9 protein-coding genes are annotated in these 13056 nt (G+C 42.5%); 7 read left to right on the top strand and 2 right to left on the bottom strand.

Going from position 1 to position 13056, the window contains the following annotated elements; genetic code table 11:
• Both QUD85_RS04100 and QUD85_RS04095 read right to left on the bottom strand, forming a co-directional pair.
• On the bottom strand, positions 1–3045 hold the full coding sequence (locus tag QUD85_RS04100) for an efflux RND transporter permease subunit (protein WP_093327675.1): 3045 nt from the start codon (positions 3043–3045) through the stop codon (positions 1–3).
• A 3-nt stretch (positions 3046–3048) separates the two neighbouring features.
• A complete protein-coding gene (locus QUD85_RS04095) occupies positions 3049–4101 on the bottom strand; it encodes an efflux RND transporter periplasmic adaptor subunit (protein ID WP_177168835.1) in 1053 nt (350 codons plus the stop codon).
• Between the two features lie 277 nt (positions 4102–4378).
• On the opposite strand from QUD85_RS04095, the gene QUD85_RS04090 reads away from it, so the two are divergent.
• The 7 genes from QUD85_RS04090 (at position 4379) to QUD85_RS04060 (ending at position 12975) form a co-directional block, all read left to right on the top strand.
• The gene (locus tag QUD85_RS04090; protein ID WP_177168836.1) at positions 4379–4948 is read left to right on the top strand and encodes a TetR/AcrR family transcriptional regulator; all 570 of its coding nucleotides are present in this window, start codon (positions 4379–4381) and stop codon (positions 4946–4948) included.
• Between the two features lie 640 nt (positions 4949–5588).
• Complete coding sequence (tkt, locus tag QUD85_RS04085; protein ID WP_093327679.1) at positions 5589–7571, top strand: transketolase; 1983 nt, start codon at positions 5589–5591, stop codon at positions 7569–7571.
• A gap of 75 nt (positions 7572–7646) precedes the next feature.
• Positions 7647–8660: an erythrose-4-phosphate dehydrogenase gene (epd, locus tag QUD85_RS04080; protein WP_093327681.1), complete on the top strand. Its 1014-nt coding sequence runs from the start codon at positions 7647–7649 to the stop codon at positions 8658–8660.
• Positions 8661–8674: 14 nt separating this feature from the next.
• On the top strand, positions 8675–9850 hold the full coding sequence (locus QUD85_RS04075) for a phosphoglycerate kinase (RefSeq protein ID WP_093327682.1): 1176 nt from the start codon (positions 8675–8677) through the stop codon (positions 9848–9850).
• Between the two features lie 302 nt (positions 9851–10152).
• Positions 10153–11217: a class II fructose-bisphosphate aldolase gene (fba, locus tag QUD85_RS04070; RefSeq protein ID WP_093327684.1), complete on the top strand. Its 1065-nt coding sequence runs from the start codon at positions 10153–10155 to the stop codon at positions 11215–11217.
• A gap of 125 nt (positions 11218–11342) precedes the next feature.
• Positions 11343–12161 (top strand): mechanosensitive ion channel family protein, encoded by an 819-nt coding sequence (locus QUD85_RS04065; RefSeq protein ID WP_093327685.1) that lies wholly within the window; start codon positions 11343–11345, stop codon positions 12159–12161.
• A 1-nt stretch (position 12162) separates the two neighbouring features.
• Positions 12163–12975 (top strand): DUF481 domain-containing protein, encoded by an 813-nt coding sequence (locus QUD85_RS04060; RefSeq protein ID WP_286219631.1) that lies wholly within the window; start codon positions 12163–12165, stop codon positions 12973–12975.
• Positions 12976–13056: the final 81 nt, after the last annotated feature.

Below are 13056 nucleotides of genomic sequence, written 5' to 3'. Positions count from 1 at the left end.
TTAAGCCCTATTAAATTTAATTCGGTACATCAAACTATAAAGTACCGGCACTGCGATTAGCGTTAATACGGTTGCAAACGCTAAACCGCCCATAATAGTAATTGCCATTGACGAGAAAAATGCATCAGCCAGTAATGGTGCCATCCCCAGTATCGTGGTAACTGCCGCCAAAGAGACCGGTCGTAGCCTTGAAACGCTTGCCTCAACAATCGCTTTTTGCTTTTCTTTGCCTTCATCGATTTGTAGGTCAATTTCTTCAAGCAATACAATCGCATTTTTAATTAACATACCAAACAAACTGAGGAAACCAAGTAACGACATAAAACCAAATGGCATATCGGTACCAAGTAGCCCGGCCACAACCCCAACAACAGCCATAGGAACAACAGACCAAACAATCAGTGGCTGTCTAACACGGCCAAACAACACAACGGTACAAAGCAGCATGACAAGAAAGCCCGCAGGTAAACCCTTACCTAGCGCTTTTTGCGCATCAGAAGAGTTTTCATATTCGCCGCCCCACTCTAATTTGTAGCCGTCGGGTAAAGGAATACTTTCTATCTTTTCAAGTATCCGTGCACGCGCTTCAGTAGCTGTTTCAAAAACAGCAGGATCTGCCATCACAGAAATAGTTCTAACCCGATCTCTACGATGAATAATCACATCTTCGCTTTCTAGTGCAACGCCCGTAGTTAGCTGTCTAAAGGGAATATATTTACGCTGCTGCGAACTCCACACTTGGCTGTTTAGAATATTTTGCACAGGGTCACTAGAATTAACCGACATCTTGGCTACGATGGGATAAGTATAGTCACCATCACGCAATCGGCCGAGCGGCATCCCTGTGCTTGCAAACTGCACAGCATCAGTAAAATCTGTGCGAGATACGCCAGAGATACCGGCATTAAATTCATCAAAATGGGTATTAAGTACCAAACCTTTTTCGCGCCAATCATCGCGAATATCGATGATCAAACCATCCTCGCGATAGATTGTTTTGGCTTGTTCACCTAAATCTCTTAATACCTCGATATCTCGACCTGAAAAGCGTGCAACCAATTTAGCGCCGCCACCGGGGCCAAACTGCATTCGTTCCATATAAAAGTTTGCATCTTGATCAACCGGTTTTAACGCGGCCATAACCTTAGGCGCTAACGCATCAATTTGCTCAACATCAGCGGTACGGACAATAAACAGCGCATAACTTTCGTTTGGCAACTCGGGATTGTAGGTCAGGGTAAATCTATCAGCGCCACGACCAATAAAAGTTGAAATAGAATCCACTTGTTCAAATTCTGCTATCACCTTCTCAGCGGCTATAACGCGCTGCTCTGTTGATCGAATATCTCTATCTTGTGGCCCCCAATAATGAACAAAAAATAGCGGCGCATTAGACGGTGGGAAGAAGCCTTGTTTAACGTAAGCAAAACTCGCGTAGGCACCAATAGTAAGTGCTAACAACGCCAACATGGTAAGCCAACGATTTCTAAGGGCAAACAGCAAGCTTTTGGTATAACCGCTATACAAGAAACCTTTATGCACTTCGCCAGCGCCTTCACTGTCACCCACTTTATAAAAATAAGAACCAAATAGTGGTGTAACCGATACCGCTAGTATCCAACTGAGCATTAATGAAATTAATACAACCGCGAACAGTGAAAATAAGAACTCACCGGTTTGGTCATCTGACAAGCCAATTCCTGAGAAAGCCGCAATACCAATTACCGTGGCACCAAGCAATGGCCATTGTGTTCGTTTCACGATGAAACTAGCAGACTCCATCGCACTTCTGCCCTGTTGCATTCGCATCATCATGCCTTCTGCCACCACGATAGCGTTGTCAACCAGCATACCCATGGCGATAACCATGGCGCCTAGTGAAATACGCTGCAGCTGCAAATCGGATAGCCACATGATCAATATAGTGCCCAATACCGTGATAAGAAGTATGGAACCAACAACGATGCCAGAGCGCCACCCCATGAAAAGACACAGCGTAATGACCACAACCACAACTGACAAAAACAAGTTGTTAATAAAACCAGCAACCGACTCGTCAACAACCGCCGCCTGATCGTATATCGGCTCTAAGGTGATACCTGCAGGCAAAGATTGCAGTAACGCATCAACCTTGTCATTAACGCGTTTACCCACGGCAACAATGTTTACATCACTCACCGCTGCCACCGACAACGTAATCGCAGGATTACCTTGATAACGAATCAAATTACTTTGGATATCAACGGGCTCTATTTTTAGCTCTGCTAAATCTTTGACGCGCACCGATGCATTGCTGCCAGGCAAGACAATGGCAAGGTTGTTAATTTCTTCAAGTTGGCTCGAGGCGTCTTCAACCAAAAGGCGTATCTGTTTGTCTTCAACCTTGATTCGACCACCGTTAAATGGCCTTAAGTTGTCTTGCAATAATCGCACAACATCAGGAAAAGAAATGCCCAAGCCCGCGATGCGATATGGGTCCATATAAGCAACTAGCTGCTCTTCCAATACTCCGTTAACTTGCACTTTGGCTACGCCTTCGGTAGTCAGAAGCTCACGACGAATAATGCGCGAAATTTCACGCATCTGCCTTGGCGTAAAATCGGGTGCGGTTAGTGCGTAATAAAGACCAAACACTTCACCAAATTCGTCATACACGTAGGGCTGAGACGCCCCCGCTGGTAAGGTTGCGGTTGCATCGCGCAGTTTTTTACGCATTTCATCCCAAATTTGAGGAAGATCTTTACCGTCGTAGTGATGCTTGATTTCAACCGTAATTTCAGAGTAACCCGGCTTTGATTTAGAAATGAGTCGATAGACCTGCGACATTTGCTGCAAGGCAATTTCTAGCGGTTCGGTGACTTCTTTTTCCACCTTAGCAGCACTTGCGCCAGGGTGGTGAGTAATCACCTGCGCCAGTTTTATGGTAAAAGCAGGATCTTCTAAACGACCAATATTTTGTAAGCCAATCCATCCACCGATAAGGCAAATAATGACCATGAGCCAGATGTTAACTGGCGTTTTTATACTATAGCGAGCAAAATCCACGTGCTACTCCATTACATACGCTTTCGCAATAACACCTTCATACATTTTGCTGGCACCAGCCGACACCACACTGTCGCCGTCTTTTAGTGCACTTTGCACGAGTACAAAATTACCCGACATGTTCACCACGGTAACTGGGACTTTGACTAATGCTTCGTTGTCGCCGACAAATTGCCATACATAAAAACCCGCTTCTTGTGTACCGACAAGTGCTGAAAGTGGCACCACTTTGCCCAGCGTGTTAGATAAATTAGAGATATGTACTTTAACCATAGCGCGTGCACCTGGCGTTAGTGTTGTATCTTTTGGCGGGTCCATAGCAAATACCGCTTGGTAAGTTTGCGTATAAGGCTCAAGTTGTGTGGAGTGTTCAACATACTCAACAGCATATTGCTTGTCAGGCGAGCTAATTATCGTTGCTGTAGCAGCGCTTATTTTACCGTCTCTGTTGGCGGTAAAGAGTCGTTCAGGCACATTTATCTTAAAATAAATTTTTGATACATCTTGCAGCTTGGCAACAATTTGTCCGGCCTGCACAAAGTTTTTATTGTCTACCATACGCTGCGCTATTTGGGCGTCAAAGGGTGCGTAAAGTTTTGTATAAGCGAGATCTTGTTTAGATTGCTTTAAATCAATTTCAGCAAGCTCTCGCTCTGTTGTTGAATTGTCGAGTTGCGCACGTGATGCAAGGCCTTTATCGAATAGACTTTCGATACGCTTTAAATCTCTTTTAGCTTTGGTCAGTCGTGTTGTTGCTTGTTCTACACGACGTAAATACGGCGCGTCATCAATAGCAGCAAGTAATTGCCCCTGCTTAACAGTCGTGCCTTCCGGCAAATTGACTTGCTTTAATCGGCCAGTGACTTCAAATGATAAGTCGATGGTATTGACCGCTGAAACAACTGCTGGAAAATTAAAATCAGACTCATCGGCATAAACGCCAACTTCAGCCGTCTGCACAACCACCGCTTTGGTTGTTTGTTGTACTTGCGAGACTTCCTCTTTACAACCGGCAAGCACAATTAACGGCGCTAAAATTAAGAAAACGCGAAACATGTTAAATCCCATAAAAAAACGCTAACAAAATAAGCTAATCCAACAGCGAACACAGATTAACGACATCACGACTAGGGTAACTGAACAGTTTTGAGCAATAACAAGCCTAACGTTGCGAGCATTTACTTATTACTGATTTTGTTCGTACTACTTCTATTATAGTTACAAATAGTCACGGCAAAGGTTAACACATTTACTAAAAGTGTAAAGGTGTTATTGATTTTAATTTTCGATTCACTTATTCTCACAGGAAATCATCCACTAATAGTTAATCGCATTGCAAAACAGCGCAGAAAAAATACTATCCGCAAGCCAAGACGTGTTCTTTCAACATGGTTATACGCATAGCAACATTGCTTTGATCAGCCGTAATATCGGTGTTTCTCGCGTCACCATTCATAAGCAGTTTGGCTCTAAAGAACAGCTTTTTAAGGCCGTAGTGACACGCTATATGGACAACCGTATTGCGCAAGCAAAACAGTTTAGAAAACCATGCGATGACTTTTGGTTAACACTAGAGCAGCTGCTGCTTACGTGGTGCCAACCTGCCTTTGAAGAGATCCCCAATGACATCATTCGTTCGGATCTATTGCACGCTGGTACAACGCTTTGCCAAGATGTGGTGGAAAAAAAGCAAGCGGCATTAAGGGATGTTATTGCTTACCTCATTGAACAAGGCATTGCTAAGCAACAAGTTAATCTATCACGGGCAAATTTATCGGTAGAAGCATTCGCTGTGTCGATAGAAAGTTTGTTTTCTGGATTAGTGTTTATTTCGAAAGGTGGCGAAACCGCCATTCCGGTGAGTTATTTTTTCAATATCCTAAAAGCGGCTGTTTCAAACTAGCCATCAAATGTTAAAAATTAGTTAATATGAAATAAAAAAAGCCTCTAAATCAGAGGCTTTTTTTACGTAAACTTTGTTTTTTAGGGGTGCGTTAGCAATTAACCCGCAATCGATGGATTACTTAAAATTGCTGAAACCGCCAAAATCACAACAGCGAATACCACTGTAGTAAATTTGATGCCTTTCTTAGATGATTTGTGCATGTGTTTTCCCGCTTAATTTGGTTTGTAATTTTTGTTCTTGTACCAATAAGGTTAACCAAAGTTACCGCAATTAAATTTGCTTTTCAAGTACTCAGTATAGCTTATTTACTGGGGTATGCATGAATAAATTTCATTTTTGTTGCCTTTGGCCTGAATCTATCTCTAAGTGCCGAAATACATATATTATGAAAAAGTTCGTAGATACAGATACTTGCTCAATCATATTTGATTCTTGTCTTTAATAAATCAATCTTGTTATAGCGCAGTAAATACCATATGATAACGCTAACATTTTGTGTCAAACCAAGTAAATTCAATTTGCTATACATATTGATAACAATTGTTATAAAACATAACCCAATAACATTTGATTTATAGAACGAAAAAGAGTCACAATAACGACCCTTTGAGAACAATGAAAAATAACTGGAGCAATTATGCCAACGCGTAAACAACTGGCCAATGCTATCCGCGTACTAAGTATGGACGCAGTTCAAAAAGCAAAATCTGGTCACCCTGGTGCCCCAATGGGGATGGCTGACATCGCAGAAGTACTATGGCGCGACTTCCTCAAACATAACCCACAAGACCCAGCATGGGCAGACAGAGATAGATTTGTTCTATCAAACGGTCACGGTTCAATGCTCATTTATTCATTGTTGCATCTAACAGGTTACGACCTGCCTATTGAAGAGTTGGCTAATTTCCGTCAACTACATTCTAAAACTCCTGGTCACCCAGAATACGGTTATACGCCGGGTGTAGAAACAACTACAGGTCCGCTGGGCGCAGGTATTTCTAACGCCGTAGGTATGGCGATTGCTGAAAAAACACTTGCTGCACAGTTTAATCGCGACAACCACAATATCGTAGACCATTACACATACTGCTTCTTAGGCGACGGTTGTTTAATGGAAGGTATTTCACATGAAGCGTGTTCATTAGCAGGTACATTGAAGCTTGGTAAACTGATTGCGTTTTGGGATGACAACGGTATTTCTATCGATGGTGAAGTTGAAGGTTGGTTTACCGAAGACGTACCAGGTCGCTTTGCCTCTTATGGTTGGCATGTTATCGCCGGCGTTGATGGTCACGATCCAGAGGCCATTGCTGCAGCAATTAAAGAAGCTCAGTCTATTACTGACAAGCCAACGATGATTTGTTGTAAAACCATCATTGGTTTTGGTTCTCCAAACAAATCGGGTTCTCACGACTGTCATGGTGCGCCGTTAGGTGAAGAAGAAATCGCAGCAGCTCGTGAATTCTTAGGCTGGCAAGAAGGTCCTTTTGATATTCCTGCTGACATATACAGTGAATGGGATCAAAAAGCCAAAGGTGAAGCAAGTCAATCATCTTGGTCTGAAAAATTTGCTGCTTACCAAGCAGCGCATCCTGAACTAGCGGCTGAATTCTCACGCCGTGTTATTGAAGGTAAATTACCAGCTGATTTTGAAAAACTAGCGAATGACTATATTGCTCAGTGCCAAGAGAAAGGCGAAAACATCGCATCTCGTAAGGCTTCTCAAAATGCGATAGAAGCTTTTGCGCCACATCTACCAGAATTGCTTGGTGGTAGTGCCGACTTAGCGGGTTCAAACTTAACCTTATGGTCTGGTTCAAGAGGTATTCAAGACGAAGCTGACGGCAACTATATTTTCTATGGTGTACGTGAGTTTGGTATGAGTGGTGTAATGAACGGTATTTCGCTACATGGTGGTTTTATCAACTACGGTGCAACCTTCTTAATGTTTATGGAATACGCCCGTAATGCTGTGCGCATGTCAGCGCTAATGGGTATTCAAAACATCTTTGTGTATACGCACGATTCAATTGGTCAAGGTGAAGATGGACCAACCCATCAACCGATTGAGCAATTAACAAACTTAAGAACAACGCCAAACTTAACAACATGGCGTCCGGCAGATGCGACAGAATCTGCTGTTGCATGGAAGTTATCGATTGAAAATCAAAAAGCGCCTTCAGCGCTAGTATTCTCTCGTCAGGGCTTACCGGCGATGTCACGTGATGCTAAGCAAGTTAGCGATATCGCTCGCGGTGGTTATGTACTTAAAGATAGCGTTGGTCAACCTGACACTATCTTAATTGCGACCGGCTCTGAAGTATCTCTTGCTATGGCAGCGGCTGAAAAGCTTGGCGACAATGTTCGCGTGGTTTCAATGCCATCAACTAACGTGTTCGATGCGCAAGATGCAGCATACAAAGAGTCAGTATTACCTGCGGCGGTAACACGACGCGTAGCCATTGAAGCGGCACATACTGATTTTTGGTACAAGTATGTTGGTTTTGCAGGCAAAGTCGTAGGCATGACGACCTTTGGTGAATCGGCACCAGGTGGCGTGTTACTTGAACACTTTGGTTTTACAGTGGACAACGTTGTTGACACCGTAGCTAGCCTTTAATCTATACACCGCCCTTAGCGAAAACGTTAAGGGCGTGTTATCCTACCCGCCCTTTTACACTAATCGTTTGAGAACATGGCAATAAAAATTGCAATCAACGGGTTTGGTCGCATTGGTCGTAACATCGCACGCGCACTTTTTGAAAGTGACCGCAGTGATGAATTTGAGCTAGTTGCGATTAATGAAGTAGCTGACGCAAGCGGTATTGCGCATCTACTCAAGTACGACTCGACTCACGGAAAGTTTTCAAAAGCCGTCTTTTGTCAAGATGACGACTTATTTATAGACGACCATAGAATCACCCTACTACACCATCAAGATATTAACGATATTGATTGGGCAGCGCTGAATATCGATATTGTGTTGGAATGCACAGGTGTTATAAATACTGCCGAACAAGCCAAAGCGCATATACAACAAGGTGCGAAAAAGGTGCTATTTAGTCAGCCGGCAGATGCACAGGTTGATAAAACCATTATCTATGGTGTTAACCATCAGCTGTTAACAGCGAATGATAAAATTGTGTCAAATGGTAGTTGCACAACTAACTGTATCGTACCGGTTATCAAAGCCATAGATGAAAAATTTGGCGTAGAAAGTGGCACTATAACCACAATTCATTCGTCGATGCATGACCAACAGGTGATTGACGCATACACTAGCGATCTGCGCTTAACCAGAGCAGCGAGTCAGTCAATTATTCCCGTTGATACCAAACTGGCCGCAGGCATTGAACGAATCTTACCGAAATTTGCTGGCCGTTTTGAAGCAATAGCGGTACGTGTACCCACCATCAATGTTACTGCGATGGATTTAAGTGTCACGGTGAATTCAGACGTCACCGTCAATGATATCAACGAAGCGATTCAAGCCGCTCAATTAAATGGTCTTCATGGCATCTTAGCCTATACTGAAGAGCCGCTTGTATCCGTAGATTTTAACCACGACCCTCATTCTGCCATTGTTGATGGTAGTCAAACGCGTGTTAGCCACAAGCGACTCGTAAAGTTGCTAGTTTGGTGCGACAACGAATGGGGATTTGCCAATAGAATGTTAGATACCACTCGCGCCATGTATGTCGCGAAGTAAAAATGGAGAATAAAATGTCTGTCATCAAAATGACTGATTTAGCATTAGCTGAAAAACGTGTTTTGATCCGTGAAGATCTTAACGTACCGATTCAAGATGGCGCAATTACGTCAGATGCACGATTAAAAGCTGCTTTACCTACTATTACCCAAGCCTTAGAAGCGGGTGCAAAAGTGATGGTAATGTCGCATTTAGGTCGCCCAACTGAGGGCGAGTATGACGCACAATATTCTTTGCAACCTGTGGTTGACTATCTAGCCGCGGCATTAAACTATCCAGTTCGCCTTGTTACTGATTATTTAGACGGCGTTGAAGTTAATAGTGGTGAACTCGTTATTTTTGAAAATGTTCGTTTTAACAAAGGCGAAAAGAAAAATGACGAAGCGTTAGCTAAACAGCTTGCAGCACTTTGTGATGTGTTTGTTATGGACGCATTTGGTACAGCCCATAGAGCACAAGCGTCAACATACGGCGTTGCACAATTTGCTCCTGTTGCATGTGCTGGCCCATTGTTGTCAGGTGAACTCGACGCACTTGGCAAAGCCCTAGACAATCCTGCTCGTCCTTTAGTGGCTATTGTAGGTGGTTCAAAAGTTTCAACTAAACTAACGGTGCTAGATTCATTAGCTAAAGTCGTTGACCAGCTTGTGGTCGGTGGTGGTATTTCAAATACCTTTGTTGCTTCTGCGGGCAATGAAGTGGGTAACTCGTTATATGAAAAGGACCTCATTGCTGAAGCGCAACGCTTAAGGAACGAAACGGAAGTTGTGTTTGCTGAAGATGTTACCGTAACGCAAGAACCGTTTGACCAATGGAATCATCAAAGTAGCGCACAAGTTAAAGCACTCTCAGAAGTTACTAGCGACGACGACATTATCGACTATGGCCCACAAACGTCAGCCAAAGTTGCAGAAATCATCGCTAATGCAGGCACAATTGTTTGGAATGGCCCAGTTGGCGTATTCGAAATGGACGCATTTGCAAAAGGTACAGAAGTGATTTCACATGCAATCGCTAACAGCAACGCGTTTTCTATAGCGGGTGGCGGCGATACACTTGCAGCAGTAGACAAGTACAACATTGCTGATAAGGTCTCTTATATTTCAACAGGTGGTGGTGCTTTCCTAGAGTTTCTTGAAGGTAAAAAGCTACCAGCGGTTGCGATTCTCGAGCAACGTGCAGCTGAGTAAAGTCGACAAAGTGTCTACTTTATAAAGATTATAAAAAGCGGCCGAGGCCGCTTTTTTTGAATCTGCTCTAAATTTTCATAAAAACCACGTTAAAAACTTACACGATAAACCAACAAATTCAGCCAAATTCCGCTTATTTGTTGTAACTTTACTACAAGCCTTATAAATCAACCAATTAAGCAATAAAAATAGTGCAAAATAGCCAATAAAAACTAACATTTAGTTTTTCATGCTGTTATGATCGCGCCGTAAAATTTCTGAAAACTTTCAATACCACTTTCAAAAAGTAGAGGAGCATCTCAATGGCGTTAGTATCAATGCGTCAAATGTTGGATCATGCAGCAGAAAATGACTACGGCATTCCAGCATTCAATGTAAACAATCTCGAACAAGTACGTGCAATTATGACTGCCGCTTCTGACACCGACAGTCCTGTTATTTTGCAAGCATCTGCTGGTGCGAGAAAATACGCAGGTGCACCTTTTTTAAGGCATTTAATATTGGCTGCGGTAGAAGAGTTTCCTCATTTACCGATTGCTATGCATCAAGACCACGGTACCTCACCTGCGGTATGCCAACGCTCTATTCAACTAGGCTTTTCATCTGTGATGATGGATGGTTCATTGATGGAAGATGGTAAAACACCATCGAGCTACGAGTACAACGTTGATGTAACTAGACGCACGGTAGAAATGGCTCATGCTTGTGGTGTTTCAGTTGAAGGTGAACTTGGCTGTTTAGGTTCTTTAGAAACAGGCGAAGCGGGTGAAGAAGATGGTATCGGCGCTGACGTTATTTTAACGCATGACCAAATGCTAACAGATCCTGAAGAAGCAGCAGATTTTGTTAAAAAAACACAAGTAGATGCTTTAGCCATTGCCTGTGGTACATCGCACGGCGCATACAAATTTACTCGCCCACCAACAGGCGATATTTTAGCGATTGATCGCATTAAAGAAATTAACAGAAGAATTCCTAACACGCATTTAGTTATGCATGGTTCATCGTCAGTACCACAAGACTGGTTAGCGGTGATCAATGAATTTGGTGGTGCAATTCCTGAAACTTACGGTGTACCGGTAGAACAAATTCAAGAAGGCATTAAAAATGGTGTTCGTAAAGTAAACATCGATACTGATTTACGCCTTGCTTCAACAGGTGCTATCCGTCGCTTTATGGCGGAAAATCAAGCGGAGTTCGACCCTCGTAAATACTTGTCGAAGACAGTCGATGCAATGGCAGATATTTGCCGAGCGCGATACGAAGCCTTTAACGCGGCTGGTCAAGCAAGCAAAATCAAACCAATTTCGTTAGAAAATATGTATCAAAAATACCTAACTGGTGAACTTGACGCACTCATCAAGTAAACGGCAGTTATGATAGAAAAGGAGCCAATGGCTCCTTTTTTTTATCACCGGTTACAATTACTTAACAATTTTTTAATTTCTCCGTTATAATCGCTTTTATCGTTCTCAGCAAAAAAGGCAACATTATGGAAGCGGTTTTAAATTGGTTGAAAAACAATCAAGAACTTCTGATCAACTATGCGATTCATTTTGTCATCGCAATCGTTATCTTTGTGGTAGGTAAATTTGTCGCCAAAATAATTACCAAGGCGGTTGAAAAAGTCATGTCACACCGCAGCGTTGATGCCGCGGTAACAAGCTTTGTCTCAAGTATTATCTACGGCGTTTTAGTGACAGTAGCACTGATTGCCGCTATCTCTCACTTAGGCTTTAACACCTCGTCACTCGTTGCCATTATTGGTGCTGCCGGTTTAGCTGTTGGTTTAGCACTCCAAGGTTCTCTATCAAATTTTGCCTCTGGCGTTTTGATTATTTTATTCAAACCGTTCAAAAGTGGAGACTTTGTTGAAGTCGCTGGCGTAAGTGGCATTGTTGAAGAAATTTTGGTGTTCTCAACCAAGTGCAGAACGCCTGACAACAAAACCGTTATTATTCCTAATGGCGCCATTACCAGTGGCACTATTACCAACTATTCAACCAAGCCAATTCGTCGTATCGACCTTGTGATTGGTGTTGGTTATGACGCAGATCTAAAGAAAACAAAAGAAGTGTTAATGGACGTTGCATCCAAGCACCCTCTTGTATTACCGAATGAAGAGATTATGATAGCAGTATCAGAACTTGCAGACAGCTCAGTTAACTTTGTAGTGCGCCCTTGGGTTAAGTCAGATGACTATTGGCCAGTAAGGTTTGAACTACTAGAAAACATTAAAATAGCATTAGACGAAAACGACATAGAAATACCATTTCCACAATTGTCAGTACATATGAACAAAGAGGATTAGAATGAAGCTAAAGGCAGTATTATTAGCGTTGATAACGGCGTCTTCAGCCGCAGCGTTCGCTGAAGATGCACCACCACCACCACCAGAAGAAGAAAAACCAGCATTTACAGGTAACGTACAACTTGGTTTCTTATATAAATCAGGTAACACACATAGTGCCGATTTACTTTCAGGTGTTGATATTAAGTATGACAAGGATCGTTGGTTAAGCGTGCTTGACGTGGATCTTCTGATTAAGCGAAGCACTATTCCAGACAAAGATACTGGCGTAGAAAGTTTCACTACAAGTGATCAGAAATTTACCATTAACTCTCAAACTAACTACACACTAAATTCTGAAAAGAAAAACTATGTGTATGGTAACGTTTGGTATGAACAAGATAGATTCAACGGTTTCGAACATCAATCTTCGGCTTCTATTTGTTGGGGTCGTCATTGGTATGAAACCGAGAACTCGTCACTATATGCAGATATTGGACCGGGTTACAAAATAGATGAAGTAAAAGCGGTAGTAGACGACAACGGCGTTGTTGTTGAAGAAGCCTATACTGCTGAGAACTTTATTGTTCAAACGCAAGCAACCTACATTAGAAAGCTAAGCGACTATGTAGAGTTTCAACAAGTCGTCAATGCCAAAATCGCGGTTAAAAAAGGCGAGAACAGCATTTTCAAAGCACAAACTGACATTGTGAGTACCTTGGTATCAAGCTTACAACTGAAGTTTAGTTTGGTGTTTGACTACAATACTGAAGTTGCCGATGGCATAGAAAACTTAGACTCACAAACACAAGTGTCTTTGTTATATAACTTCTAGATTTGAATTTAATTGCGTGATGCAATTATTCAAACAACTACCAAGAAAAAAGCCGCTAATTAGCGGCTTTTTGTTTGGCTT

The sequence above is a fragment of the Thalassotalea agarivorans genome, from assembly GCF_030295955.1.
Lineage (GTDB): Bacteria > Pseudomonadota > Gammaproteobacteria > Enterobacterales > Alteromonadaceae > Thalassotalea_D > Thalassotalea_D agarivorans.
The sequence above is the reverse complement of the archived record's forward strand: the minus strand, read 5'-3'. Positions and strand labels throughout refer to the sequence as shown.